26 protein-coding genes and 1 pseudogene are annotated in these 26,152 nt (G+C 40.6%); 15 read left to right on the forward strand and 12 right to left on the reverse strand.

Annotated features, from left to right (window positions below):
- Positions 1-2: 2 nt before the first annotated feature.
- The gene (locus EZ437_RS07335; RefSeq protein WP_225869518.1) at positions 3-860 is read right to left on the reverse strand and encodes a hydroxypyruvate isomerase family protein; all 858 of its coding nucleotides are present in this window, start codon (positions 858-860) and stop codon (positions 3-5) included.
- 830 nt (positions 861-1,690) lie between these two features.
- On the opposite strand from EZ437_RS07335, the gene EZ437_RS07340 reads away from it, so the two are divergent.
- A complete protein-coding gene (locus EZ437_RS07340) occupies positions 1,691-2,422 on the forward strand; it encodes an SRPBCC family protein (protein WP_131594674.1) in 732 nt (243 codons plus the stop codon).
- Between the two features lie 103 nt (positions 2,423-2,525).
- Here the strand turns inward: EZ437_RS07340 and EZ437_RS07345 are convergent, their stop codons facing one another.
- The gene (locus EZ437_RS07345) at positions 2,526-3,635 is read right to left on the reverse strand and encodes a PAS domain-containing sensor histidine kinase (RefSeq protein WP_131594676.1); all 1,110 of its coding nucleotides are present in this window, start codon (positions 3,633-3,635) and stop codon (positions 2,526-2,528) included.
- A gap of 331 nt (positions 3,636-3,966) precedes the next feature.
- On the opposite strand from EZ437_RS07345, the gene EZ437_RS07350 reads away from it, so the two are divergent.
- Complete coding sequence (locus EZ437_RS07350) at positions 3,967-4,752, forward strand: DUF72 domain-containing protein (RefSeq protein WP_131594678.1); 786 nt, start codon at positions 3,967-3,969, stop codon at positions 4,750-4,752.
- A gap of 13 nt (positions 4,753-4,765) precedes the next feature.
- Here the strand turns inward: EZ437_RS07350 and EZ437_RS07355 are convergent, their stop codons facing one another.
- Positions 4,766-5,977: an ABC transporter substrate-binding protein gene (locus tag EZ437_RS07355; RefSeq protein WP_131594680.1), complete on the reverse strand. Its 1,212-nt coding sequence runs from the start codon at positions 5,975-5,977 to the stop codon at positions 4,766-4,768.
- 226 nt (positions 5,978-6,203) lie between these two features.
- Between EZ437_RS07355 and EZ437_RS07360 the strand changes: the two genes are divergently transcribed.
- From EZ437_RS07360 to EZ437_RS07380, 5 genes are all read left to right on the forward strand, one after another.
- Positions 6,204-6,443: a hypothetical protein gene (locus EZ437_RS07360; protein WP_131594682.1), complete on the forward strand. Its 240-nt coding sequence runs from the start codon at positions 6,204-6,206 to the stop codon at positions 6,441-6,443.
- Between the two features lie 33 nt (positions 6,444-6,476).
- Entirely contained in the window at positions 6,477-6,884 is a 408-nt protein-coding gene (locus tag EZ437_RS07365) for an iron chaperone (RefSeq protein ID WP_131594684.1), read from the forward strand.
- Positions 6,871-7,986, forward strand: a complete 1,116-nt coding sequence (locus EZ437_RS07370; protein ID WP_131594686.1) for a sensor histidine kinase — start codon at positions 6,871-6,873, stop codon at positions 7,984-7,986. The genes EZ437_RS07365 and EZ437_RS07370 overlap by 14 nt, the downstream gene beginning before the upstream one ends.
- Before the next feature lie 96 nt (positions 7,987-8,082).
- Positions 8,083-8,448: a hypothetical protein gene (locus EZ437_RS07375; RefSeq protein ID WP_131594688.1), complete on the forward strand. Its 366-nt coding sequence runs from the start codon at positions 8,083-8,085 to the stop codon at positions 8,446-8,448.
- A gap of 100 nt (positions 8,449-8,548) precedes the next feature.
- The gene (locus tag EZ437_RS07380) at positions 8,549-9,076 is read left to right on the forward strand and encodes a ferritin (protein ID WP_131594690.1); all 528 of its coding nucleotides are present in this window, start codon (positions 8,549-8,551) and stop codon (positions 9,074-9,076) included.
- A 228-nt stretch (positions 9,077-9,304) separates the two neighbouring features.
- On the opposite strand, the gene EZ437_RS07385 is transcribed toward EZ437_RS07380, so the two are convergent.
- Positions 9,305-9,877 carry a thymidine kinase gene (locus EZ437_RS07385; RefSeq protein WP_131594692.1) on the reverse strand — a complete coding sequence of 191 codons (573 nt, stop codon included), beginning with the start codon at positions 9,875-9,877 and terminating at the stop codon, positions 9,305-9,307.
- Positions 9,878-9,975: 98 nt separating this feature from the next.
- Between EZ437_RS07385 and EZ437_RS07390 the strand changes: the two genes are divergently transcribed.
- On the forward strand, positions 9,976-10,857 hold the full coding sequence (locus tag EZ437_RS07390) for a hypothetical protein (RefSeq protein ID WP_131594694.1): 882 nt from the start codon (positions 9,976-9,978) through the stop codon (positions 10,855-10,857).
- On the opposite strand, the gene rodA is transcribed toward EZ437_RS07390, so the two are convergent.
- The 7 genes from rodA to purN all read right to left on the reverse strand — a co-directional run bounded on the left by rodA (position 10,854) and on the right by purN (position 18,753).
- Entirely contained in the window at positions 10,854-12,119 is a 1,266-nt protein-coding gene (gene rodA / locus EZ437_RS07395; protein WP_131594696.1) for a rod shape-determining protein RodA, read from the reverse strand. The genes EZ437_RS07390 and rodA overlap by 4 nt on opposite strands.
- Positions 12,119-14,065, reverse strand: a complete 1,947-nt coding sequence (gene mrdA / locus EZ437_RS07400; protein WP_131594698.1) for a penicillin-binding protein 2 — start codon at positions 14,063-14,065, stop codon at positions 12,119-12,121. Before mrdA ends, rodA begins: the two co-directional genes overlap by 1 nt.
- Complete coding sequence (locus EZ437_RS07405) at positions 14,065-14,577, reverse strand: rod shape-determining protein MreD (protein WP_131594700.1); 513 nt, start codon at positions 14,575-14,577, stop codon at positions 14,065-14,067. Before EZ437_RS07405 ends, mrdA begins: the two co-directional genes overlap by 1 nt.
- Positions 14,567-15,406, reverse strand: coding sequence for a rod shape-determining protein MreC (gene mreC, locus EZ437_RS07410; RefSeq protein WP_131594702.1), 840 nt, complete (start codon positions 15,404-15,406; stop codon positions 14,567-14,569). The genes EZ437_RS07405 and mreC overlap by 11 nt, the downstream gene beginning before the upstream one ends.
- A 101-nt stretch (positions 15,407-15,507) precedes the next feature.
- A complete protein-coding gene (locus EZ437_RS07415) occupies positions 15,508-16,530 on the reverse strand; it encodes a rod shape-determining protein (protein WP_131594704.1) in 1,023 nt (340 codons plus the stop codon).
- Positions 16,531-16,617: 87 nt separating this feature from the next.
- Positions 16,618-18,144, reverse strand: a complete 1,527-nt coding sequence (gene purH, locus EZ437_RS07420; RefSeq protein ID WP_131594706.1) for a bifunctional phosphoribosylaminoimidazolecarboxamide formyltransferase/IMP cyclohydrolase — start codon at positions 18,142-18,144, stop codon at positions 16,618-16,620.
- 30 nt (positions 18,145-18,174) lie between these two features.
- Positions 18,175-18,753, reverse strand: coding sequence for a phosphoribosylglycinamide formyltransferase (gene purN, locus EZ437_RS07425; protein ID WP_131594708.1), 579 nt, complete (start codon positions 18,751-18,753; stop codon positions 18,175-18,177).
- Positions 18,754-18,895: 142 nt separating this feature from the next.
- Here purN and EZ437_RS07430 point away from each other — a divergent pair, with 142 nt between their 5' ends.
- Entirely contained in the window at positions 18,896-19,594 is a 699-nt protein-coding gene (locus tag EZ437_RS07430; RefSeq protein WP_131594710.1) for a DUF2490 domain-containing protein, read from the forward strand.
- Positions 19,595-19,598: 4 nt separating this feature from the next.
- On the opposite strand, the gene map is transcribed toward EZ437_RS07430, so the two are convergent.
- Positions 19,599-20,360, reverse strand: a complete 762-nt coding sequence (gene map / locus EZ437_RS07435) for a type I methionyl aminopeptidase (protein WP_131595229.1) — start codon at positions 20,358-20,360, stop codon at positions 19,599-19,601.
- A 113-nt stretch (positions 20,361-20,473) separates the two neighbouring features.
- Between map and EZ437_RS22040 the strand changes: the two are divergent.
- The 6 genes and pseudogenes from EZ437_RS22040 to pheT all read left to right on the forward strand — a co-directional run.
- A pseudogene (locus EZ437_RS22040) lies at positions 20,474-20,575 on the forward strand (hypothetical protein); the annotation flags it as partial.
- A gap of 11 nt (positions 20,576-20,586) precedes the next feature.
- Positions 20,587-21,315: an MBL fold metallo-hydrolase gene (locus tag EZ437_RS07440; RefSeq protein WP_131594712.1), complete on the forward strand. Its 729-nt coding sequence runs from the start codon at positions 20,587-20,589 to the stop codon at positions 21,313-21,315.
- A 336-nt stretch (positions 21,316-21,651) separates the two neighbouring features.
- Complete coding sequence (locus tag EZ437_RS07445) at positions 21,652-22,518, forward strand: LamG-like jellyroll fold domain-containing protein (RefSeq protein ID WP_131594714.1); 867 nt, start codon at positions 21,652-21,654, stop codon at positions 22,516-22,518.
- 135 nt (positions 22,519-22,653) lie between these two features.
- Positions 22,654-22,908 carry a 30S ribosomal protein S20 gene (rpsT, locus tag EZ437_RS07450; RefSeq protein WP_131594716.1) on the forward strand — a complete coding sequence of 85 codons (255 nt, stop codon included), beginning with the start codon at positions 22,654-22,656 and terminating at the stop codon, positions 22,906-22,908.
- A gap of 81 nt (positions 22,909-22,989) precedes the next feature.
- The gene (gene radC / locus EZ437_RS07455; protein ID WP_131594718.1) at positions 22,990-23,688 is read left to right on the forward strand and encodes a RadC family protein; all 699 of its coding nucleotides are present in this window, start codon (positions 22,990-22,992) and stop codon (positions 23,686-23,688) included.
- Positions 23,689-23,743: 55 nt separating this feature from the next.
- The gene (gene pheT, locus EZ437_RS07460) at positions 23,744-26,143 is read left to right on the forward strand and encodes a phenylalanine--tRNA ligase subunit beta (protein WP_131594720.1); all 2,400 of its coding nucleotides are present in this window, start codon (positions 23,744-23,746) and stop codon (positions 26,141-26,143) included.
- The last annotated feature ends 9 nt before the right edge of the window (positions 26,144-26,152 follow it).

The following is a 26,152-nucleotide window of genomic DNA, read 5'->3' on the forward strand; positions in this document are numbered from 1 at the left end:
CGTTACACATCACATATCTCAATGCTCTGTTTTAATGATGCCAGTTTATCTTCGCGTATAGGTATAAACTCCTGTGCCACAAATCCTTTAAAGCCAGTATCTACAATGGCCTTCATAATTGCCGGATAATTTAGCTCTTGTGTTTCATCAATTTCATGTCGTCCCGGTACACCAGCGGTATGATAATGTGAAAAGTATTTATTATATTTTTTAATGGTTGCAATTACGTCTCCTTCCATAATTTGCATATGGTAAATATCATATAACAATTTGAAACGATCTGAACCAACACCTTCGCAAACAGCTACTCCCCATTTGGTATGATCACATTGATAATCCCGGTGATCAACTTTGCTATTTAACAGTTCCATAACTATTGTTACGTTGTATTTTTCCGCTGTCGGCATTAGTCTTTTAAGCCCTGCAACGCAATTCTTAATTCCTTGCTCATCGTCTAAGCCCTTTCGGGTACCTGAAAAACAAATGATTTGACTTATACCCGCTTCAGCCGCTTTAGGAATCAAATCTTCATAGCTTTTTACCAATTCGTCATGTAACAACGGATCGTTAAATCCCTGGTTTATGCCTTTTCCAGCTCCATCTGCCAGGGCAACTGTTAATCCGTGTTTTTTTACTATAGCCCAATCTTTAGGGCCAATAAGGTCAAGGCCTGTAATACCCATTTTTTTAGCGGCCAGGCAAAAGTCTTCAAGCGGTATAGCGTTGTAGCACCACTTGCATACCGAGTTATTTATTCGCCCCTTTAAAGGCCCAAGCGCGGCTTCGGATGCTGATACATGTGCAAATAAGTTTTCGCCCACCATAGCGGCAACTGCAGTAGCAGCAACTTTTTTCATCATACTACGTCTAGATGAAGGTTTGTTTAACATTCCCATTTGGTTAGTTTAAGGTAGTGAATATTTTTATAAATCATTAAATGACAGTCAGTTAAAATCATATTATATTGTCTGCTGTTTTGTGGGAACAGGCCCGAATGCTTTCGGGACATTATTCTGCGCATTTGTAATACTTACCGCGCTCTGGAAAAGCATACTCTTTCGATGTTCATGTCTGATTGGTCTATTTGGTCCTGTAAAATTAGGATTAATTGTAACCTCACATTTTCCCAAAAAAGACTTCTTTATGCACAAAACAGACTTTTAGCTATTCAAAATTGAATAATTCGGTTGACTAACCTCAAGTGTGCATTTTGGAAAATATGTGGCTCTTTCCAACTTTTGGCGAAATACCCAACAATGTGATCTAGGTTCCTTTATGGAATGAGAAGTAACCTTGTATCATCGAAAGACTAAGAATGTTGTTGAATATATTCGATTAATGATGATTGGTTGGAAAAAGTCGGAAAAAACTAAATATACAAATCGACGATTCTACGTAAATCAGACTGGAAATGTTTCGTGATTTGCATACTTCTCACCATACTTAGAATAGCTCGATTTCATAACTGAATCGGGCTATTTTGCTTTTAAAAGCACATTTTCACTCCAATTACAGAGATGTTCCGATACCAACGTTTATTAGGAGAAAATTTTTACCAAACAAAATCCGTAATCAGCAAACTTCTGACTAAGAATGTTGTTCTCTACCTGCAAAAGTGGCTATTACTAACCCCGGTTATACCCAATAGCTGCTAAAGGACAGAAATACAAACAATAAAACCGATTTACCTATGAAAAACGAACTGATTGATCAGATCACCAATAGCTTAAAAGAGCTGAATTTTGCACCCACAGGGAAAGAGAACATCGACCAGGGAGAAAGACTCATTTCGGTGCTCGCCGGAAGCTGGTTGTTATATAAGAGCCTGAAGAATATCGGCAGACATCCCTTTCTCGGACTTCAGGGAGCCGCTGCAGGTGGATTAATGCTTTACCGCGGAGCGACAGGAGTTTGCCCGGTATACAAACAGCTGGGTAAAGATACTTCTGATCCTGAAGCGATCAGCATCATTGAGCACATTACTGTCAATGTTCCGGTGGAAAAGGTATACGCCTTCTGGCGTGATCTATCCAACCTTCCTAAATTTATGAAACATTTAAAAAGCGTGGAAGAAATAGACCAGGAAGTATCTGTATGGACTGCCAACACGCCGGGCGGACTGATTGATCTGAAATGGAATGCCCAGATCACCAGAGAGCAGGCTGATGAATACATCGGATGGCAATCCATGGAGGATTCAATGATCGACAACGCAGGAAAAGTGGAATTCAAACAAACCCTCAACGGTACAGGCACAGAGCTGCACATCGAAATTGATTATTTCCCTCCAGCGGGCAGTGTCGGCCGGGGCATCACTTCTTTGTTCAATGGCACATTTGAACGGATGATCCGTGAGGATATCCAAAACTTTAAAGCGCATGTAGAGACCGTAGATTTCAAGCAATATGCAGGCCTTAGCTAATCGGGATCGCTATGGAATCTACGATATATTTTGCCATTGCCCTTGGTATTATACGAAAGCCTTAAGCATACCGGGCCCCGCTAAGGGGCCTGGTATAATACTATTATACTGGAAGCGTAAACTTAAATGTGCTGCCTTTTTCCGGACGAGCTTCCACCCAGATTTTACCATTGTGTCTTTTAATGATCTCTGCACATAAGTACAGGCCGATGCCGAAGCCAGCTATTTTTTCCGTCTCTTTTCGCTCCACCCGGTAATGTGGCATAAATAGTTTCTCTCTGTCTTCCGGCGCTATACCGATACCCTCATCCCGGATCTGAACTTCAATATTATTTTCCAGCACTGTGCATGAGATTTCAATAGTTGCGCCCTGATCAGAATATTTAGCCGCATTACTGAGCAGGTTCACCAATACCTGTTCAATTTTTTCACGGTCAGCATTTGCCCTGATCTCCTGAGTTGGAATTAGTACAATATGATGTGATGCTGTAATAAATAAAGTTTCCTCAATGACTTCGGCTATCAGTTTATCCAGCATGAAATCCTGCTTGTTCAGGTGGATTTTACCTGCCTCTGCACCTGATAGATTAAGGAGGCTATTGATCATGTTGAGCATCTTTTTAACCTGCTTTTCAACTTTTGATAAGGCCCCGATGGTAAAATTGTCCTTCTGTTTTTTAGCCCAGCTACTTAGCAGCTGCACATAGGCTTTCAAAGCAGTAAGTGGAGTTTTTAACTCATGACTGACCATGCCGATAAATTTGGTCCTTCTCAAGTCATTTTGTTTTTGCTCAGTGATGTCTATTACGATCCCTGAAAAGTAGCTGTTGCTGATATCAGAATTGCTAAAGCCGCCCGTTACACTTAACCATCTGGTTGTTTGATGCTGACGATCAACCACCGGACATTCAATATATAAACCGGTATGTTTGGTGAAAGCAAATTCAATCGCTTGCAGAATACCTTTTCTGTTCTTGTCGGCAACCTGTAACATCGCATCCTCAAAAGACATTTCCTGATCAGGCGAAAAGCCAAAAAGTTCTTTTGTGCGTTTGGAAGGCAGAAATTTCATGGATACTGTTTCGATGATCCAAATACCCACATGCGCGGAATCCAGTGCAATTTTAGCGATGTCTACAGCAGAGAATGTTTCTTCATTATCCTTTCTTGGATTGTCTTCCTTAAGGCCGTTTTCTTCGCTATTCTTATTCATTGTTCTTGCAGGGAGTAGATTCGGCTGTAAAAATACCATATTTATTTGGTACTTAATTTTTTGCCTTACAAAATGTCATGACCGTCCAGGAGTACTTGAAGCCTCCAATTCCCAGATCATGCGGTAACTAATGGTTGCCAAAATTTCAAGATAGACCTCTTCATCTGCTCGCAATTATATGTTTTAACCTTTGGCAGCCAAGAGTATAACAAGAAAGAGCATCATCGGTTTTCAACTTTTACTTCACTTTTACAAGGAAAACTAGTTTTTCTAAACAAACAATAAGTTATTTGACCTGTTCAGTTAATACTCAATCTCTAAAACATCTTTTATGAAAACCGGGGCCCGAAATAGCCGTCCTCCAATTTATTACTCCGGTACCAGTGGTTTGTTGTTGCCGGTGTCTAATAAACTGTTTTATCCCGAAGAATTTAAGGAGAAAAGCCGTCTTTACTTTTATGGGTCTCTGATGAACAGCATAGAAATAAACAGTTCTTTCTATAAGGTTCCAATGGCATCAACAGTAGCTAGATGGGCTATTGATGTGCCAGAGGATTTTAAGTTTACTTTTAAACTATCCAAAGAAATCACACACAATAAAGGACTAGCATTTGATCCCGAAGCAGTAAAACATTTTGTGAATGTAATTGACAGGGTAGGGGATAAAAAAGGGAGTCTACTGGTACAGTTTCCGCCCAGTGTGCGGATTGCTCAGTTTAAACAACTTGAGTTGCTTATAAATGTATTGAATGAATCTGATCCATCCAGATGTTGGGATATTGCCCTGGAGTTCAGGCATACTTCACTGTATCACAATGAAGTATACGGATTACTGGAGGAGCATGCTATGGGTATGGTGATTCAGGACAAACCACCGGCCGTTACTCCCATGCTGGACACCATGCTCCCTTTCGTTTACCTGCGTTTTCATGGGCCTGGGGGGAACTACCGAGGCAGTTATGAAGATGAGGTGCTCTATGAATACGCGGGCTATATCCGGGATTGGATATCGCAAGGGAAAACGGTCTATGCCTATTTCAACAATACAATGGGGGCAGCAGTGGCCAACCTCTTTACCTTAAGAAGTATGGTGTTGAGCGAAGACGACTGGGTCTGACAGATTTTAATAACTAATCGTCTGATTTCCCTGACAATTTCCATACATAAGAACCTCCATCTTTGACGATGCCAAAATAATCAAAGGTGCCGGTTGCCCTATCGCCTGCAGCATCAAGTGCTTCTGCACCAACTATTCCGCTATTTTTGTTTGCCTGTTCCACGAATAATGTTTTTATTTTCGCAAAACTAGCTGTGCTTCCATTGTTTGCTTCAATGGTATAGGCTATGGTCCACATAGCATCATAAGCCGCCAGCGCAAATGCGTCGGGTTCTATCATAGTCTTAGCTTTGATCCGCGCTGCAATGGGCTTCCATTTTGATTCTGTAGCAACAGGCAATCCAAATGAAGGTGCAAAAAAGCTGGTTTTGATAGCAAATTCTGCAACTGTGGCATCATTTAAAAAAGCTGTACTTAACACTACACCATCGCCGCCAAACCATTTTACACTACTCAGCAAAGGATCTGCTGCCGCCAGCTTAAAGATTTCAGTGCCTTCATCAAACGAGGCCAGGTAAATACCTACTTTGTTCGCTCCATACAAAGCAATCAGGGTATTGAGCTGAGCTTTTATATTCGATACAATAGTCGAGTAGTCGGTTAATGCTGTGCCGTAAGGCGCAATGGGTACCGTTTGCCCACCTTTAGCTGCAAAAGCTTCGCCGGTAGAAGTTTGCAAGCCCCTATTTCCTGCATCATCCCGGGCAATGGTGACCAAGCCTTTAAACCCCCTTTTTGCAATTGTGGCTGCAATTGCTGCTCCTTCAATTTTGTCGGATGGACAAAAGCGAAAAATGGCGTCATTGGCAATGGCCAGGCTGCCTGCAGTACTGCTTTGGCTAATTACTATAATTTCTGCAGCATCACTTAATGGTTTTATAGCTGCTAGTTCAGCGCTGGACTGTGGACCTATGACAAAACTCTTTTTATCAGTTTTGGCTTTAGTGAACAAGCTTTTTGCAAGCTCGGTCTCCAATTTTGTGTCTGATACAGAAACTGCCAGTTTGAAGGGAGAATTTTTGCTGATCAGGTAAGCATTGATGTCTTCAGCAGCAATTTCTATTGCTGCTTTTGACGTAAGGCCTAATGACGACCAGTTGCCCGTTAAGGAGAAAAGCCCCTCAATAGTTACGGTCTGCGTTGAAACCGGATCTTTCTTTTTGCATGATATAATGCCAGTTGTTATGGCAACCAAAAAAATCGTATAGAAAAAAAATCTTTTCATTTATAGTAACAGTTAAATGTAGGTATCTATCACTAACATACATAAATATTTTTAGTAACCAGGGTAATTGTGCCGGTTTTCTTTGTTTTACAGTGCTTTAGGCTCAGCTTTCAAAAAGTCGTGGAAATACTATCCTGGTTATAAATTCGAATTGTTCTTGTTTTACAAACAATTCGTAACCCAGATAAGTTATAAGTAGAAAATTGACGAACTGGAATAACTGTAAATGACAAACGAAGCAACAACAGCCAACGATCCTTATTCGATCAGGCTGCATGGAATAAATCTGACGGTATATCCGGGGGAAGACGGCACCTACGATGTATATAAAGAATCACGACAAATAACCCAATTATATACCGAGATAGAGCACAACCAAGTTGTCTGGGAAAGTACTAATTGGATTGATAAAGATTATATCAATGAAATAGGAAAGAAAATTGAGGAGCACGAGTCAGTTCTTTAAAGGTTTTGTATCTTTAACACGAAATACCGGCTTATGATAACGACAAAAACTGACAGTATTGAGGCATATATCTCTGGTTTTCCAAAGCATATCCAGGAAATACTTGAGCAAATCCGGTCGACCATAAAAAGTGTTGCTCCAGATGCCAGTGAGGCCATTAAGTATGCCATACCAACTTTTATACTCAACGGTAATCTGGTTCATTTTGCCGGGTATAAAAATCATATCGGACTATATCCAGCACCGTCGGGTATGAAGCAATTTGAAGAAGAGATTGCGATGTATAAAACAGGAAAGGGCACATTGCAGTTTCCTATTGACCAGCCAATGCCCCTTGATCTGATTGCCCGGATAGTAAAATTCAGGGTACAGGAAAATGAGGCGAAGACAAAGAAAAAAATAACATTTAAATCTGTAATTATCTATAATGCCTCTTTCTGATACGGAGTATATAAGCATTCTAAAAACCCAATATTTCGAGTACGAACAATTGAATAAGTTTTTCAATCTTTCAGGAGATTTGCTTTGTATTGCTGGGTTTGATGGATATTTTAAAAGGATAAACCCTACTGTTTCTCAGGTTTTAGGTTATACACAAGAGGAATTGATGGCCCAGCCAATCAATGAATTTGTATTTAAAGAAGATAAAGTTGACACCCAGCAAAGCAGGGTCCATGTCTACCAGGGTAAGCCCTTATTGGGTTTTGAAAACCGGTATGTTACCAAAAGTGGTGAAATAGTATGGCTTTCCTGGACTTCTATGCCCGATATAGAGAAGCAACTGGTTTTTGCCATCGCAAAGAATATTACTGAAAAAAAGAAGATCGAAGAGGAAAGAAATAATTTTATTGCAAATCTTACGCAGGTCAATCAGGATATTAAGCAATTTACAAGGATGGCTTCTCATGACATCCGCTCACCTATCAGCAATATGCTCAGCATTTTTAACCTTTTTGATAGTACAAAGATTACTGATCCGGACACTACAGAACTTTTACGTCTGCTTAAAAATACGAGTAAGAATCTTAATGATATTGTCAATAACTTTCTGGATGTAATGATTAACAACGACAGATTAAATGCACTGGTTGAGCAATTGAGTCTGACCGAATCATTAGAAACGGTTAAAAATTCTATTAGCACGCTGATTGCCGATTCAGGTGCAGTGATTAACTCAGACTTTTCAGCCTTTGACTTTGTTAAGTTTAATAGGATTTATATGGATAGTATATTTTTAAATCTAATTACTAATGCCATAAAGTATGGGGGTGCTAATAGACCTTCATTGATTAATATTCACACAAAAAAGGATGGTGCCGTAAACCAATTAATCATATCAGATAATGGCTCAGGCTTTGATTCAGAAAAATTAAAGGATAGTGTATTTGGTCTTTATCAAACATTTCATGGCAATTCTGACAGTAAGGGTATCGGACTTCATCTGGTATATACTCATGTGACTTCACTCGGTGGACACATTGCTGTGCAAAGCAAAGTTGATGAGGGGACTACATTTACCATTACATTCCGGTCTGAGAAATAGGTCTTAACTTATCATTTTTAAAAAATATAGGCAATCGATTTGGATTAATTCTAAATAATAACAATCTTTGCGTATCAACGATATTCGATGCCAAACATGCAAGAGATAACTTCACTACCTACCGTACATTTTCAAGAAGTGTTTAGTACTGTCAAAGGTGCTATCTATCAATCTGATGATGAATGTTGCTGGTATATTGATTTTGCAGGCAAGCTGGCCCGGTTTGACTACCGCAATCTCTTGAAACTGAAAAAGGCAGTTTATCAGATTGACATAGAAGCACTGCTGCTAAACAGTACTAAGGCTCCAGATCTTGAGATTATTTTTATCTGTGCTTGCGACCATTGCTATGTACTGTCCTTATTACAGATCATAGCATTAAAGGAACTGTTACAGGGAACTTTTGTTATGCTCGAACTGAATCATATCCTATTTGATCGACTTTATAGGATAGTAGTCTGATTTACTTAGAATTAGAATCTTTCCATATTGCCTTTATATTCCTCTTTGTGTATTAATTGCATTATTTTTGATGTTATAATACCATTAATCTATAGGAAATATGAAAGATATCATGCGCATAAAGTGCTTACTCTCCTCAGATGTAGAGACACTTATAAATCAACAAATAAAAAAAGAAGCCCATTCATCAGCAATCTATCTCTCGATGGCATCGTGGTGCAACCGCAATGGGTATGATTTTTCAGCTGATTATTTTTTCAAACAGGCCGAAGAAGAAAGACTACACCAGCTTAAATTCTTTAAATATCTGCTGGATATGGGGGGGAATGCTGTTTCTCCTGAAATCACTAACGTAAAAGGAGAATATAATTCATTTCGTGAAGTATTTGAAGAGGCTTTGGACCAGGAAATCAGCGTTACGCAGTCTATCAAGAATATCGCTGCGCGCTGCTATAAAGAACAAGACTTCGTTACTATCGAATTCTTAAACTGGTTCTTTAAAGAGCAAAGAGAAGAAGAATATAAAGCCCGCCGTGCGCTGGAATTATTCGAAGTGATAGGAGAAGAAGGAACAGGCAGATGGCAGATTGATAAACATGTTGGCAGTATCGAGTACACTGAGGGATGATTCTCTGACAGCCTGCTGAGTTAGCCGGTTAATATTTTAAAAGGTACATGTTGGTGCAAAAGCAAACAATATGTACCTTTTTTGTTCTATTAAATGTTGGGAGGAATTATGTCTAAGAAAGATAAAAAGGAAAAGCATAAAAAAAATCCAAAAAAGCACAAAAAGGATAAACTTAAAAAAGAGTGCTGTGAAAAATACCTGAGAGGGAAGCGTTGTAGTAACTGCCCTTTAGGGTAGGTGAAAACAGCGTCTGCACCGGGGTTCATAACTGTCCTTTTCGCCCAATAAAATTTTGGCCTCACTGGTAGCTGTACGAAATGAATACATCGCCGGACATCCACATCTTACACAAACTGCATTTACCTTTGTTACCAGTTCGGCAATTGCCATCAATGCGGGAACCGGTCCGAATGGCTTACCCATAAAGTCCATATCCAGGCCGGCCACGATCACCCTAATCCCTTTTTGTGCCAGCTTATTGCATACCTCAGGCAGATCTTCATCAAAAAACTGGGCTTCATCTATTCCCACTACCTGTGTGTCAGGGCTTAAAAGCAAAATCGACGAAGAGGTTTCAACAGGAGTGGATTGTATAGAATTCAGATCATGAGATACAATGAGCATTTCATCATACCTGGTATCTGTTTTTGGCTTAAAGATCTCCACAGTTAATTTAGCAATCTGCGCCCTTCTTAATCTCCTTAATAATTCTTCTGTTTTGCCTGAAAACATCGAGCCGCAAATTACCTCGATGCTTCCGCCAAATTCTTCCCTTCTATAGTTCTGTTCGCTAAATAACATGTGTATTGAGTACTTGTAGACTGCTAATATCAGAATTTTGTAGTACTTTTGGGTTTCAAGTTACCAACATAAAACCTTAATTCTTTCGTTATTAAGCTATGATCAATCAAAGCAATATCTTCAAAAAAATAGGATACATTTTAAATGAGCTTCAGGATCAGTATCAATTTTTGTCTGAAAATCCTGAACAACTTAGTGAACTGGAGCTGGAACTTTTTCTTGCGAACGCAAACTTTCTTTCCGATCATGTGGAGATTGTAAGAAAGCTTAATAACAGTAAAACGACAAAAGAACTTCCTCAGCATGTTGAAATATCAAAAGACGATATTATACAACCAATACAGCAGGAAGAAATTATACATCAGGAACAACCCCTACAGCTGGAACAACCCTTGCAAGCGTTACAAAGCAACGATAATTTGCTGATCGAAGAGATAGAGCGGGAAGAACTACACCAGGATGATTTACCACCTGCCTTTGAGTTCGTAATTAATGAAAACCCTCCCACCGATAGATTTGATTTCGAAGAGAAATCAGTAGTGGATATGTTTGACAGAACCCTGAGCAAAGAGGAAGAACTCATTATTGCAGAAAAGCAGAGATTAACTGAGGCTCCTGAGCCTGTATTTACCCCAACAGCTGCAAATACATTTACTTCTCCACAGCGGCCTACTTTAAATGATTTGCTTGCCGGAAAGAACAATTCCAATAATCTGGCTGAAGAAAATGCCAAACCTCCTATTACAGATCTTAAAAGAGCCATTACGCTCAATGAAAAACTGCTTTACATTAAGGATTTGTTCAATGGGTATAACCTCGCTTATTCTGAAGCAATAGACCTGATCAACAAGATGCCTGATTTGCAAACAGCTGATACATTTCTGAAGAATAACTATGCTATAAAAAATAATTGGGAAGTGAAGCAGTCTACCGTTAGCCAGTTTTATGAATTGCTAAAACAACGTTTTCCGGAAGACTAAATAAATCCCATCCTGTTTGAATCCAATTTCAGGAATATAAACAGCAATATGGTAAAGCTCCATAATGATGACCCGCCATAACTAATAAAGGGTAATGGTATGCCAATGACAGGTACAATTCCTATGGCCATACCGATGTTAATGAACACGTGGAAAAAGAGGATGCAGGCTACACAGTATCCGTATACTCTTGAAAATGTTGAACGTTGCCGTTCAGCCAGGTTAATCAATCTCAGTAGCAGAAAGAGGTAGAGGCCTATTACTATTGTACAGCCAGCAAAGCCCCATTCTTCGCCTATTGTAGAGAATATAAAATCGGTACTTTGTGCGGGTACATACCCATATTTCGTTTGCGTACCTTCCAGGAAGCCACGACCTGTTAGTTGGCCTGATCCTATTGCTATTTTAGATTGGATTACATTATAGCCAACTCCTTTAGGGTCCATTTTTAAACCCAATATCAACTCTATCCTAGTGCGCTGATGCGGCTTCAAGACTTTTTCATAGGCTACTTTCACTAAAAAAAGGTAGGCTATGGCTACAGCCGTAACTAAAACAGCTGAAAACATCAGCTTTTGCTTTCTTCGGTTCTGATAAACAAAAAAGCCCCCTATGCTGAGTATTATGGGGATCAGAATTTGGATAGGAACCAGGAAATCTGCTATAAACAAGACGATCATCCCTAAAAAGATGAGCAGGAAATAGCCCGACAATCCTTCTCTGTACATAGGAAACATGAATGACAGGAAAACCAGGGCAGAACCGGCATCTGGCTGAAGCATGATCAATGTCAGTGGAATCAGCATGATCAGACCGGCTATGGCGATTGATTTAAAATCTCTGAATTTGGGGTTGAAATTGCCAATATATCTGGCCAGTAAAAGGGCAGTGCCAAATTTTGCAAATTCAGAGGGTTGCAACCTAAATCCCCCTCCCAATGAGATCCAGGCCTGATTACCACCTACGTTTCTTCCTACGATCAGTACCACTATCAGCAAAATTATCGTAACTCCATATACAATTGGAGAAAATACGCTAAAGAATTTGGCTTCCAGTAATAATATAGAAAATCCCAATACCAGACCAGCGACTATATAGATCAGTTGTTTCCCATAATTGCTTGAGAAATTGAACGAGGTGTCCGACACATTAAACACAGAAGCATAAATGTTTACAAAGCCAACAATACACAATGCAACATATACCAGGATGGTGATCCAGTCTACATTAAAAAAGAACCTGTTACTTTGCTGGTTAATCATTATTTGGTGCTGATCGTTTGTCTAATATTATTTGGTCTGGGCAAAACCTTTTTCTCAGTAGAATCTTTAGCGGTTGAATCACCGGATATAACCTTTGCTTTTATCTTTGGTTTTGGAGGAAGGGGTAGTATCACCTGGTTTTTCATCCATTCTACCTGGGCCAATCTTGCTTTCGATGTAATACTGTCTTTCAGGTATTTCTCGGTGAGGTAACTGGCAATTGGAGCTGCGTATGAGCCCCCATATCCTGCATTTTCCACAATTACGGCTATCGCTATTTTCGGATTGTCCCTTGGCGCAAAGCCGATAAATACGGAGTGGTTTTTTCCTCTGGGATTCTGTACCGTACCAGTCTTACCGCACATGACTATGCCGTCTATTCTTGATTCTATTGCAGTTCCCCATGGTGCATTTACGGCATCCTGCATACCATCTATGACCGGGTTAAAATGACGGGTATCTACCCCTACATAATTCTTTTTAACATATTCTTTACTGATCACATGGTTCTTGCCAATAGACTTTACAAGGTGGGGTTTGATATAATAGCCCCGGTTAGCAATTGCGGCCATTATATTTGCCATTTGCAGCGGCGTAGCATCCATTTCCCCTTGTCCTATAGCCAAAGAGATCACATTAGTATAACCCCATTTTCTTTGTTTGTATTTTTCAGAATACCAGGCAGCGTCATACAACCGGCCGGTCCGTTCGCCCGGCAAGTCCACCCCCAGTGTGTCTCCCAGACCCCAAAGCTTCACTTTCTTTTGCCATGCGTCGTAGGCTATTCTCTGGTTTTTATATTTTCGTTGTGTGATTAGTTTCTGAAAAACATAACAGGCATAGGTGTTGCACGACCTGGCAAGCCCCAGTCTCAAAGCAATGTCTCCATCATAATGCTCACATTTCACCTTCAGGTTCCCGGCCTTATAGTAATGAGGACAAAAGAAAGTAGTGTTTGGGTCTATCACACCTTCCTGTAATCCAATCAATGCATCCAAAGGCTTAAAGGCAGATCCGGGTGAATAGTAACCCATGATAGGCCGGATATTAAAAACCCTGTTGGGGTTTTTGAGGAGTTCCATATAGTTATTTCCCTGTTGCCTTCCAACCATTAAATTGGGGTCGTAACCAGGACTGCTCACAAACGCAAGAATCTCCCCTGTAGCAGGTTCAATCGCTACGATACTTCCAATCTTGTTCTTCATTAGTTCTTCACCCATTTTCTGGATCCTAATGTCAAGGGAAGAAATCAGCTGCTCTCCTGAAACAGCAGCCGTATCAAATTTTCCTTCAGCATAACTACCCTTTGGAACGTTCTTGGCATCATACATCATATTGACCACACCCCGTTCGCCCCGCAGTTCCTTTTCGTAAGCAAGTTCAACTCCGGACTTACCTTTGTAATCACCTGAACGGTAATACCCTTCCGAGCGTTCAATGTCCTTTTTCGTAACTTCCTTTATGTAGCCCACGAAATGCCCGGCTATACTGTCCGGATATTGTCTAATTGTCCTGCTTTGAACAAAGAAACCTGGAAAGCGCGAAAGTTGCTCTGATAAAGTCTGATAGATATTAACTGAAAGTTGCTTCTCTAAAATGTTAGGCTGAAACCTCGACTGATTGACAGCCTTCCTGAAATTTTTGTGAAATCTGACAGTATCAATCCCAATGATGTCGCAAAGTGCTATCGTGTCAAATGGTTTCACCTCATTTGGGATGACCATCAGGTCATACACAGGCTCATTTTGAACCAGTATCTTTTCATTCCTGTCCAAAATAACCCCTCTGGCCGGAAAAGTATAGATTCTTCTAAGTACGTTGAATTTGGCTGAAAGGAAATACTTGTCACTAAATACCTGTATGTAAAACAGCGTCCCTAATAAAATAAGGGAGATCAGTATAAATAATCCCTGTACAATATATTTTCGGTTAAACAGATTGTCCATTAGCGCACTTTCCTGTTGTAAAATACAAACTCTATCAATATAACGACAAATAAAGTCAATATACTACTCAGTGCGCATCTTAAAAGCGTGTAATTTATTTCCGTCAGCCGGAAAGTCTCTAAAAAGAACAAGGTAATATGATGAGAAAAGATACATAAAACAGCATATAAAAGAAACCATTTGAACCCCATATTGCCAAGCGTAGGTTCAGGCTCATCAGATCCGTCCCTTACGGTTACCGATATAAACAGTATCCTCACAAATGCCAGTGCAACGCAGGCTGAGGTATGAACTCCTAATGTGTCATAAAATGAATCCAGTGTCAGTCCCGTGCCGAAGGCGATCAGATAAAGCAATATGTTGGGTATACCAAAAGGCAGTAGCAGCAGAAACAATACATACACAAATGGGGTCGCCATATTGTAAAAACTCATATTTCTCAAAATAAGGATCTGAAACAACAGCAGTATTAACCACCTGATTATATTTGCTATGATTAACCTACTGTTCATTTGTCAATTTTGCTTCTAGCTCCTTTTGTTCCTGTGCATATTTATCTTTAATCACGTAAACATACTGCAAAGTACTGAAATCGTTAAAAAGGTTAATTTCTATCGTTTTAAAATTCTCTCCGGCTGAAATTCCTGTATTACTCACTGTACCCACCAACACGCCCTGTGGAAATGACGAAAATCCGGAGGTGATTACGGTATCTTTAAGCGACAGTTTAAAATGATTGGGTATATCTTTTATCTGGGCTTTTCTGTAGTCAAAATTTCCTTCCCCCCAAATGAGTGATCCGACAGCATTGTTTTTTTTGATGCTCACACTGATGTAAGTTTCTTTGTGCAGTAATGACCTGATGGTCGCCAAATGTTCAGAAACATCCTGTATATATCCCACCACACCTTTTATCGGAGAAATAACCGGCATCCCTGCGGAAAGTCCGTCAGCCTTACCTTTGTTGATCGTAATAAAGTTATTGCGGTTAGTAATTGAATTTTTAATTACCCTCGCAGGCAGGTAGGTGTACTGAGGAATGCCTGCGCTGTCCTTTACTACGGTCTCTTTAGTGGTGTCAATGTTTTTGATAGAGAGTATCTCAGTCTTAAGTTTTGCGTTTTCTGCTGCAAGGCTATCATTTACAGCCCCCAGATTGATGTACTTTTTCAATACATTCAGGTTTTTATAAACATCGCCCACTACCTGATTGGTAGAATTAAAGGTGACACTCCGTTGGTAAATATTGTTCCTTACAGTAAGGATAATACCGGCAGTAAAAAAAATGATAAAGAAAAAAAATGCGTTATATCTGCTTATGAAAATCCAAAGGTTACGCATATATTTTAAGTTTTAAGTGAAAAGTTTTAAGTGATAGGTTTTTGAAATCCTGGATTAACCACCAGGTACTTAAAACTTATTACTTAAAACCTAAAACTCTTTTATTGCATTAAAAATTTAAAACCTCCAATATTTTTCAGAGCGATACCTGTACCACGTACTACTGCACGAAGTGGGTCCTCAGCCACGTGAACAGGTAATTTAGTCTTAGCAGCCACACGTTTGTCTAGACCACGTAACAGAGCACCACCACCTGTCAGGTATATGCCAGTCTGGTAGATATCTGCAGAAAGCTCTGGTGGAGTGATCTCCAGCGCTTTTAATATGGCCTCTTCTATCTTAGAAATAGATTTATCCAGGCAATGCGCAATTTCTGTATAAGATACCGTAATCTGTTTAGGCACACCTGTCATCAGGTCACGTCCCTGAACGGCAAAGTCTGGAGGTGGATCACTTAATTCCGGTAAAGCCGCACCCACTTCAATTTTGATCTTTTCAGCAGTACGGTCGCCAATCATGATGTTGTGCTGGCGGCGGATGTAGTTTACTATATCAGAATCGAAATTATCTCCGGCCACGCGGATACTTTGGTCGCAAACAATACCTGACAATGCAATAACAGCAATCTCGGTAGTACCGCCACCTATATCGATGATCATGTTTCCCATTGGCTCTTCCACATCAATCCCAATACCCACCGCAGCAGCCATTGGCTCATGGATCAGGTAAACTTCCTTTGCTCCGGCTATTTCTGCAGAGTCACGAACTGCACGTTTTTCTACTTCAGTAATTCCGGAAGGAATGCAGATCACCATTCTTAATGAAGGGAACATCCATCCCTTGCCACCGTTCAGCATTCTGATCATGCCTTTTATCATGGCTTCAGCTGCATTAAAGTCGGCGATAACACCGTCTTTAAGTGGTCTTACCGTTCGGATATTGTCATGCGTCTTCCCTTCCATTTGCATGGCCTGCCTGCCTATTGCTATGATTTTGTTTGTCTGCCTGTCAAAAGCAACAATCGACGGTTCATCAACTACTACTTTGTCATTATGTATAATCAAGGTGTTTGCAGTACCTAAATCGATTGCAACCTCTTGTGTAAACCAATTAAATAGACCCATCTATAGGTGTTAGTTAAGTATTAATAATTCTGTGTACTAATAGTAATGTAAAACTACGTCTTTTTATTGTATTCGCTGACAAATAAATTAGTGTTTAAAATGCCTGATGCCTGTAGTAACCATCGCAATTCCCTTTTCATTGGCCATGTTTATAGAATCTGCATCTTTGATAGAACCACCCGGCTGTAAAACTGCCGTAATACCTGCTTCAGCCGCTATTTCCACACAATCCGGGAAAGGAAAAAATGCATCCGAAGCCATCACAGAACCCTTCAGATCAAAATTAAACGCTTCTGCTTTCACAATTGCCTGCTTCAAAGCATCTACTCTTGAGGTCTGGCCTACACCGCTCGACAATAATTGATCGTCTTTAACAAAAACAATCGTATTTGATTTGGTATGTTTTACAATTTTATTGGCAAAATGCAGGTCTTTTAATTCCTGATCAGTCGGTGCTTTATCAGTCACAGGTTTCATTTGGTCCGGCCCTTCGATTATTAGGTCTTTATCCTGCTCAATTACACCGTTCAGCAAGGTTTTAAACTGCTTTTTGCTAAGCTCCACCTCATTTCTCTGTAGGATTACCCTATTTTTCTTGGCCTTGAACAATTCGACCGCTTCAGGCTGGTAAGAAGGAGCGATCAATACTTCAAAAAATAGCTTGTTGATCTCCGTTGCGGTAGCAAGGTCAATCTCACGGTTGGCAATCAGCACTCCGCCAAATGCCGAAACCGGATCGCAGGCCAGGGCTACATTCCAGGCTTCCAGAATGGTGCTTTTACTGGCTACGCCACAAGCGTTTGTATGTTTTAATATAGCAAAAGTAGGGTCTTCAAATTCATCAATAAGGGCAACTGCAGCATCTACATCCACCAGGTTGTTATAAGAAAGCTCTTTGCCGTTAAGTTTGGTAAACATAGCATCCAGGTCCCCGTAATAGACACCCTGCTGGTGCGGGTTTTCACCGTATCTTAGTGTTTGCGACTTGCCAATGCTCTGTTTAAAAACAGCAATCGGTTCTTCAGTATTGAAATAATTGAATATTGCGGTATCATAGTTTGAAGAAGTATGGAATGCCTGTTTGGCATAAGCCTTACGCTGTGCCAGTGTAGTTTCGCCATTTTGTTCTTCCAGTTGCTGCTGCAATGCGGCGTAGTCATCTTTAGATGCCAGGATTACCACATCATTAAAGTTTTTAGCGGCAGCTCTTATTAGCGAGATACCACCAATGTCTATTTTCTCAATGATCTCTTCTTCAGTACCACCGGCTTTCAGTGTTTCTTCAAAAGGGTAGAGGTCTACAATTACCAGGTCAATTTCGGGAATCTCATATTGGGCTATTTGTTCCTGGTCAGAACCTAAGGTCCTGCGGTTCAGAATACCACCAAATACTTTTGGATGTAAAGTTTTAACCCTGCCTCCCAAAATTGAAGGGTAACCGGTAAGGTCTTCAACTGCCGTCACCGGCAAATTTAAATCTTTAATAAACTGTTCCGTACCTCCGGTAGAAAACAATTGGACCCCTTGTTTTGCCAGCAGGCTCACCAAAGGGGCTAAACCATCCTTGTAATAAACTGAAATTAAGGCGTTTTTGATCTTTATAGATTGACTCATCAGAGAAAAATTTTGAGCCGCAAAAGTACACTATTTTTTTATTTTTTTTATAAGAGTTTCTACAATTCGGGGGTAATGCTGGTGTTCTAATTGCTGGCCTTTAAATTTGATCATTTCCAGGCTGTCACCTTTATCGATCCGGTATTTAGCCTGATAAATGTACTCTCCTTCATCATAGTTTTCATCGACATAGTGTATGGTAATTCCACCTTCCGGTTCCCCGGCCTCCAGTACAGCATGGTGTACAAAATCCCCGTACATTCCCTTGCCACCGTATTTCGGCAAAATAGCAGGATGGATGTTTACTATACGTCCCGGATATTCAGTAATCAGGTTTTTAGGAATCAGCCATAAAAAGCCGGCCAGTACAATCAGGTCTACTTCCAGGTTCTTTAACAGGTCAATGATATTGTCCGTCTGATAAAACTCATGCCTGTCAAAAATATGCGAAGGGATCTCAAAATTATCTGCGCGCTGCAATACATAAGCATCAGGATTATTGGTCAGCACCAATGCAATTTCCACATCGTTGCTGCGTTTAAAATGTTCCATTAATTTCTGGGCATTAGATCCCGATCCTGAGGCAAATATGGCAATACGTTTTTTCATAAAAAGGCAGAATATATACCCCCAAAAGTAACAAAAAATTATACCAATTCATGATCAGCATACCTGCTCCTGGTTTTACTTTTAAAAATAATTTTCAATTTTTTTTTATTTTAGCGGACACACATAAACAAAACTTTATCCGATGCGTATTTTATTTGCACTACTCACCTTATTTTGTCTCTTCAATACAGCAGGTCTTGCCCAAACTTTAAATCAGAACAGCGGCTGGCTTTTTCTGATGAATACCACTAAAATAAACGAGAAATGGGGTACCCACCTCGATGTACAGTTCAGGTCGGCCGATGAATGGGATTACCTGCGTAATTTCATGTTCAGGCCGGGGGTAACCTATTATCTCAATAATAAAAATGAGGTAACACTCGGTTACCTTTTAAACGAAACGTTCAATCAAAATGATGGTGCTGCCGATAATAAGATTAAGGAACACAGGATCTGGCAACAATACATTCATAAACATAAAATAGGTAAAGCCAGTGTCAGCCACAGGTTCCGTACCGAACAGCGTTTTATCGAAAGAAATCAGGACGACCTCTTTGCGCAGCGTTTTAGGTATTTCATCAGGGCCATTGTACCGTTAAAGAAAGGACAGGCACAATTTGACCAGGGCGCTTTTCTGGCCCTGCAAAACGAAGCCTTTATACACCTTCACAATGAAGACGCAGCAAAAGTATTCGATCAGAACCGTGCCTATATTGCTGCCGGATACCGCTTTGGCAAACAACTGGATCTCGAAGCTGGGTACCTCAACCAAACATCTGCTGGTGCCAGCCGGTACACCATGAATCATGCTATACAACTGGCATTATATACCCGGTTTTAGCTTATTAATAAATTTCGTTTGCTTCAGTTAAGATCATCGGCTTACCGTCGGTGATCATAATGGTGTGCTCATGTTGTGCTACATAACCGCCACGGTTTCCCAAAAGCGTCCAGCCGTCGGCCTGCTGGTCTGCATACATGGAGTCCGTAGCTATAAAAGTTTCGATGGCAACAGTAGTATTCTTTCTAAAACGCTGATTGTTGGATCTGTCATAACAGTTTAGGATATCATGCGGCTCCTCATGCAAACTACGGCCCACTCCATGTCCGGCAAGGTTTTTAATTACCCTATAGCCAGATTTTCGGGCCTCTGTCTCTATAAATTTGCCGATCTCAGAGATCTTTACACCACCCTTTATCTGTGCTATTGCCTTCCGTAGTATGCTTTTTGAGGCCTCTACCAGCGGTTGCAGGTTTTGTAGATCTCTTCCCAGAATAAATGAACCACCATTGTCCGCCCAAAAACCATTTAGCTCTGCAGAAACATCGATGTTGATCAAGTCGCCTTCTTCAAATATTTTTGTGCTGCTCGGTATCCCGTGCGCTACTTCATGATTTACACTAATACATGTCCATCCCGGAAAGCCATAAGTTAACTTCGGTGCCGACTTTGCCCCCTGACTTTCTAATAGTGAACCGCCAAAATCATCCAGTTCCCTGGCCGACATTCCCGGTTTTACATGCGCACGCATCTGTCGTAAGGTATCTGCGACCACCCGACTGATCTGTTGCATCCCTATAAGTTCATCTTCTGACGTGATAGACATAGTTTTTTCTTGCAAAATTAACTTTTTAGTGTGAAAAAATCGGTGTCCAGATCTCAAAATCTGATAATAGATTTTAGTATCTTAGCTTTAGCCCTAGCTAATGGTTCAATCCGAGGTCTGGAATTTTTAAAGCCGGTAGTGCTGTTTCAAACGATAAGCGCAGTTTTGAGGCACCAGATTTGAATGACTGGGTGTTACTGATAGAAAGAATTTAATTTTTACAGGTATGAAGTTAACAGTTATAGGATGCGGTGATGCATTTGGCAGTGGCGGCAGGCTCAATACCTGCTTTTATATTAAAACTGAAAAAACCGGTTTGCTAATTGATTGCGGAGCTACCAGCTTGCCCGGTTTAAAGCTGCGGGGTATAGAAGTCGAACATATAGACACGATAGTGCTTAGCCATTTTCATGGAGATCATTATGGAGGTGTCCCTTTCCTTTTGCTGGACGCGATGAGTAAAGGACGTAAAAAACGAATTAATATTATTAGTCCGCCGGGAGGTAAAGAACGCATCAGCGCACTGCTTGACCTCCTTTACCCTGGCACAGTAGTGCTGCCGAAATTGGATGTAGCGTTTATCGAATATACTTCCGCTGAAGATCTGAACGTGGATGGTCTTAGCCTTATGGCGTATCCGGTCATCCATTCAGAAGCAGCCCTTCCGCATGGACTGAGAATAAAATTAAATGACAAGATTATTTGTTATTCTGGCGATACCTCATGGACCGACGTGCTATTTCCATTGAGTGTGGATGCTGACCTCTTTATTTGTGAGTGCAATTTTTATGATACAGTAGTAAAAGGACACATGAGTTATATGGAACTGGAACCGAAACTGCTGCAATTTAATTGCAGAAAAATATTATTGACCCACTTCGATACGGAGATGCTACAGCGACTGGCTGACCTTAATGTCACATGTGCTACAGACGGTTTAGAAATCTCTATCTGATCACTATTTTCCTACTATTATTCTTCGGACATTGTACGAAAAGGATTCGTAGTGAATGCAATGGTAAAATAGTATCAATACACCTTTAGTCCAACTTTTTGCGGGTATAGTTGGACTAGACTTGGACTTAACCTGGACTTAACTTGGACTCAGTATTTTGTCATACACCAGTCTGATAAAATTGTTGCCGTGATATTTTACGAAGAATTGTTAAAATTGTATTACTACAGCGAAGCCTGACGACGTGATTAATCCCAGATTTTTGTTATCTTTAGCTTAAAAGCAGATACTAGTGTAATAGTTTGCTAGCTTATTGTACCAAATATACCTAAAAGCATGAAAAATATAAATCTCAGATATTTATTCGCATTAGTTTGTTGCCTGCTAATCAGCACAGCTTATGCTCAAAATATTAATAAGAAAATGTTAATTCTTGACTTAAATCCAGATAAGGGAGTCATTGTAAGCGAAGGCGATCTGGTAGAAACATGGCAGAACCAGGTAAGCTCATTTGTTGCTAAGGATTTTTCCCGCCGAGATGAGGGCCGCAAGGTGCCGGGGTCTGGCAGACCGAAACTGGTAAAGAATGTAGCCGCGTTAAAAGGGCACAATACAATTGCGTTTAAACAACAGGAGCTGTTGAATATGGATGAGGATGCATTTGATCACCTGATTACGGGTGGTGGCTATACCTGGTTCTGTGTGCTGAAGCCGGGAAAGCAGCCAGGCGAATTAAAAGATGTGAACTGCTTTTTTGGCAACCTGCGCAATCAGCCTAATAATGAGGGGTTTTGGGGTGGATTTGCAGACGACAACAGCTTTTGGATGAGCAGTAGAAACGCAGTTACCTTTGGCAGATGGGATAAAAACAATCCGTACGTGACCTCCAATAAAATACTTAAACAAGACCAGTATTACCTTATTATGGGTAGGATGGGGAAAGGTACAGATACTGTAATGCTGTCATTATATCTAAATGATGGAGCTGCGCCTATTGCAACGCATCCTTTCCCGGTAAACACCAAAGTAAATTCATCCCGTATGGCTATTGGCCAGGAAAGAGATGCGAGAGAGCATCCGGGAAGAGAGTCTTTTGTAGGGGAAATGGCCAGGTTTTTAATTTACGATCGCCCGCTCACTGATCAGGAGATGATAAAATCTGCTAAACAGCTGATGTCATTTTATGGTGTGCCTGAAAAATAATGGACTGATTACTAAAGAAAAAAATATTTCACGTATCATTTTGTAAATTAAAAACATTAGTCATATATTTGCAGTCCGAAAAATAGAAGAAAAAAAGAGCAGTGCTCTAAAACAAAAAATATTTAACAATAAAAAATGGCAAATCATAAATCTTCAATAAAAAGAATTAGAGCTAACGCAACTAAACGCTTACGTAACAGGTATCAGGCAAAAACAACTCGTACGTTTATCAAAAGATTGCGTGCTGCAGAAGATAAAAAAACAGGATTAGAATTGCTTCCTAAAGTAGTTTCTATGCTGGATCGTTTGGCCAAAAAGAGTGTTATTCATAAGAATAAAGCAGCTAACAACAAATCTAAATTAACTAAGTTTGTTAATAGCTTAAAATAAGTATAGCTTTACAAAACATTAAAAACGGGATATGCATTAGCATATCCCGTTTTTTTTTGTGATAAACTTTGCTGAATATTTATGAATCCATACGAACAAAAACTGGGAATAAAACTTTGGGCCGAAGCAGACAGACCCCGTGAAAAATTGTTGCTAAATGGGAGGAGGCATCTCACCGATGCAGAACTGATAGCCATCCTGATAGGATCAGGCAGCAGGGACGAAACTGCGGTAGACCTGAGTAAAAGGATTCTGGCTTCGTGCGATAATGACCTGGATCTGCTGGGCAAAGTTTCTGTACAGGACCTTTCAAAATTCAGGGGCATAGGAGAAGCAAAAGCAATTTCTATTGTAGCAGCACTGGAGCTGGGCAGGCGAAGGAAAGAGGGAGAAAGCAAGAAGGCAGTGAAAATTGCCGCCTCCAAAGATGCCTTTGATGCCTTGTATCCTGTTTTCGCAGACTTGAACCATGAGGAATTCTGGATACTGATGTTGAACAGGGCCAATATCATTATTGGCAAACATTTAATCAGTAAAGGAGGACTGGCAGGGACAGTAGCTGATCCGAAGGTGATTTTTAAGACGGCACTGGAGCACAATTCGGCATATGTTATACTTGCCCACAACCACCCTTCTGGAAATTTGAAGCCCAGTCACGAAGACATCAATCTTACCAAAAGACTGGTTGAAGCCGGGAAGATACTGGACCTGAATGTGCTGGACCACCTGATCTTTGCCAACAGGCTGTACTTCAGTTTTGGGGATGAAGGCTTAATTTAACATTTACTGAGATAGCTTTATTTTATATCTTTGCGTTTTATACGACGATTAGCACATGAAGATATCTTATAGTTGGCTTAAGCAATTTATTCAAACCGATAAAACTCCGCAGGAACTCTCACTGATTCTTACCAATATCGGACTGGAAGTAGAAAGTCTGGAAACGGTACAGGCGGTAGCAGGTGGATTGGAAGGCTTGATGACCGGACATGTTTTAACCTGCATTCAACACCCCAATGCCGACAGGTTACGGGTTACTACAGTGGATGTGGGGGGCGCTGAAGCTTTACAGATCGTTTGTGGTGCTCCCAATGTGGCACAGGGACAAAAGGTTGTGGTAGCTATAGTAGGTACAACAGTATACCCTAATGCAGGTGAACCTTTTAAGATCAGTAAATCTAAAATAAGGGGAGAGGTATCGGAAGGAATGATCTGTGCAGAAGATGAGATCGGACTGGGTGTGTCGCATGACGGGATCATGGTATTGCCGGAAGATACGGCTACAGGCATCGCTGCCAAAACATATTTTAACCTGGAAGATGATTATCTATTTGAGATCGGTTTGACACCAAACAGGGCAGATGCGGCTTCACATTTAGGTGTAGCGAGAGATCTGGCTGCTTATTTCCGTACAGGGATTGAGATGCCTGACCTGAGCGGTTTTAATATAGACAATGAAAGCCTGAAAATAGCTGTGTCCCTGCAAGATACTGATGCATGTGCAAGATATAGCAGCCTGACCATTACCGGCGTTACAGTAAAAGCATCTCCGGATTGGTTGCAGGATAAATTAAAGGTAATTGGCATCAAGCCAATCAACAATATAGTTGACATTACGAATTATGTATTGCATGACCTGGGCCAGCCCCTTCATGCTTTTGATGCAGATCAGATAGCCGGCGGAAAAGTATTGGTTAAGAAATGTGTGGAAGGAACCCCATTTGTAACCCTTGATGGGCTGGAAAGAAAGCTTTCTTCGGAAGACCTGATGATATGTGATGTAGAGAAACCTATGTGTATAGCAGGCGTATTTGGAGGAAAAAATTCTGGTGTCACCGAAACCACTACCAATATCTTTTTAGAAAGTGCGTATTTTAACTCAGTTTCGGTACGTAAAACGTCTAAAAGACATGGCTTGAAGACGGATGCTTCGTTCAGGTTTGAGCGAGGTACAGATCCTGAAATGCCAGTGATCGCACTGAAACGTGCTGCATTGCTGATCAGGGAGCTTGCCGGAGGGCTGGTTTCTTCTTCAGTTTCTGATATTTATCCCAATCCCATTGCGCCTTTTGATGTGAAGGTAGGCTATAAGGGGATCAACAATCTTATCGGGGCTGATATTCCGGCTGCGGAGATTAAATCGATCATCACTGCGCTGGACATAGAAGTGGTAGGGGAAACAGCTGAAACGCTGGACTTAAAAGTGCCGGCTTATAGAGTTGATGTAACGCGCGAGTGTGATATAACAGAAGAAGTATTGAGGATCTATGGATACAATAACATCGTCATCCCAAGTAAGATCAATGCATCGCTTTCTTATAGTAACAAACCGAATGCTGAACAAACGCAGCATGTGATAGCGGATATGCTGACTGCCAATGGCTTTCTGGAGATCTGGTGCAATTCACTGACCAAAGGGACTTATTCAAAAAAGCAGGAAGAAGCTGTGCAGATCCTGAACCCGCTTAGTTCTGATCTGAATGTAATGCGCCAGGACCTGTTGGCGCCCGCACTGGAAAGCGTGGCTTATAACCTGAACAGAAAGGCAGCCGATATCAAATTTTATGAATTTGGTAAAACATATCACCTGATCAATGAAAAATATGTAGAACGTCAGCGTTTATTGATCTTGTTTTCAGGTGCCAGCCAGTCAGAGCAATGGAACCATAAGGCAAACCAGGTGAGCTTTTACAATCTGAAAGCTGCAGTTGATGCTGTGATAGGCCGTCTTGGTATTACCAATTACCAGTCTGAAGAAGTGAAAGATGAGAATTTCGCATTCGGGCTTAAGTATTTTAGAGGAGATAAAGCGATTGTCACTTTTGGAGCGGCAACAGCGGCCGATAAAAAGAAGGCAGATATAGACAAAGATGTTTATTATGCAGATTTTGACTGGGCCTTACTTTTGGATATTGTGAGAAAGAACAAGATCATCAATAAAGAGGTGCCAAAGTATCCTTCAGTAAGAAGAGATTTGTCTATGCTGGTAGATACTAACATCACTTTTGATGACCTGAAGACCATTGCATTCAAGTCAGAAAAGAAGCTGATCAGGAATGTCCAGGTGTTTGACGTATACATTGGAGACAAATTGCCGGAAGGTAAAAAGTCTTATGCATTGAACTTTACCTTGCAGGATGATGAACAAACATTAACGGATAAACAAATTGATTCCGTTATGCAAAAGATTATACATAACTTAGCACAAACAGCGAAGGCGGAGATTAGAAAATAGTATAGTAAT

Source organism: Pedobacter psychroterrae, from assembly GCF_004331695.1.
GTDB lineage: Bacteria > Bacteroidota > Bacteroidia > Sphingobacteriales > Sphingobacteriaceae > Pedobacter > Pedobacter psychroterrae.

Coding starts and splice junctions, on each gene's coding strand:
- EZ437_RS07335 (WP_225869518.1), bottom strand. CDS start 860: ATGATGAAAAAAGTTGCTGCTACTGCAGTTGCCGCTATGGTGGGCGAA.
- EZ437_RS07340 (WP_131594674.1), top strand. CDS start 1,691: ATGAAAAACGAACTGATTGATCAGATCACCAATAGCTTAAAAGAGCTG.
- EZ437_RS07345 (WP_131594676.1), bottom strand. CDS start 3,635: ATGAATAAGAATAGCGAAGAAAACGGCCTTAAGGAAGACAATCCAAGA.
- EZ437_RS07350 (WP_131594678.1), top strand. CDS start 3,967: ATGAAAACCGGGGCCCGAAATAGCCGTCCTCCAATTTATTACTCCGGT.
- EZ437_RS07355 (WP_131594680.1), bottom strand. CDS start 5,977: ATGAAAAGATTTTTTTTCTATACGATTTTTTTGGTTGCCATAACAACT.
- EZ437_RS07360 (WP_131594682.1), top strand. CDS start 6,204: ATGACAAACGAAGCAACAACAGCCAACGATCCTTATTCGATCAGGCTG.
- EZ437_RS07365 (WP_131594684.1), top strand. CDS start 6,477: ATGATAACGACAAAAACTGACAGTATTGAGGCATATATCTCTGGTTTT.
- EZ437_RS07370 (WP_131594686.1), top strand. CDS start 6,871: ATGCCTCTTTCTGATACGGAGTATATAAGCATTCTAAAAACCCAATAT.
- EZ437_RS07375 (WP_131594688.1), top strand. CDS start 8,083: ATGCAAGAGATAACTTCACTACCTACCGTACATTTTCAAGAAGTGTTT.
- EZ437_RS07380 (WP_131594690.1), top strand. CDS start 8,549: ATGAAAGATATCATGCGCATAAAGTGCTTACTCTCCTCAGATGTAGAG.
- EZ437_RS07385 (WP_131594692.1), bottom strand. CDS start 9,877: ATGTTATTTAGCGAACAGAACTATAGAAGGGAAGAATTTGGCGGAAGC.
- EZ437_RS07390 (WP_131594694.1), top strand. CDS start 9,976: ATGATCAATCAAAGCAATATCTTCAAAAAAATAGGATACATTTTAAAT.
- rodA (WP_131594696.1), bottom strand. CDS start 12,119: ATGATTAACCAGCAAAGTAACAGGTTCTTTTTTAATGTAGACTGGATC.
- mrdA (WP_131594698.1), bottom strand. CDS start 14,065: ATGGACAATCTGTTTAACCGAAAATATATTGTACAGGGATTATTTATA.
- EZ437_RS07405 (WP_131594700.1), bottom strand. CDS start 14,577: ATGAACAGTAGGTTAATCATAGCAAATATAATCAGGTGGTTAATACTG.
- mreC (WP_131594702.1), bottom strand. CDS start 15,406: ATGCGTAACCTTTGGATTTTCATAAGCAGATATAACGCATTTTTTTTC.
- EZ437_RS07415 (WP_131594704.1), bottom strand. CDS start 16,530: ATGGGTCTATTTAATTGGTTTACACAAGAGGTTGCAATCGATTTAGGT.
- purH (WP_131594706.1), bottom strand. CDS start 18,144: ATGAGTCAATCTATAAAGATCAAAAACGCCTTAATTTCAGTTTATTAC.
- purN (WP_131594708.1), bottom strand. CDS start 18,753: ATGAAAAAACGTATTGCCATATTTGCCTCAGGATCGGGATCTAATGCC.
- EZ437_RS07430 (WP_131594710.1), top strand. CDS start 18,896: ATGCGTATTTTATTTGCACTACTCACCTTATTTTGTCTCTTCAATACA.
- map (WP_131595229.1), bottom strand. CDS start 20,360: ATGTCTATCACGTCAGAAGATGAACTTATAGGGATGCAACAGATCAGT.
- EZ437_RS07440 (WP_131594712.1), top strand. CDS start 20,587: ATGAAGTTAACAGTTATAGGATGCGGTGATGCATTTGGCAGTGGCGGC.
- EZ437_RS07445 (WP_131594714.1), top strand. CDS start 21,652: ATGAAAAATATAAATCTCAGATATTTATTCGCATTAGTTTGTTGCCTG.
- rpsT (WP_131594716.1), top strand. CDS start 22,654: ATGGCAAATCATAAATCTTCAATAAAAAGAATTAGAGCTAACGCAACT.
- radC (WP_131594718.1), top strand. CDS start 22,990: ATGAATCCATACGAACAAAAACTGGGAATAAAACTTTGGGCCGAAGCA.
- pheT (WP_131594720.1), top strand. CDS start 23,744: ATGAAGATATCTTATAGTTGGCTTAAGCAATTTATTCAAACCGATAAA.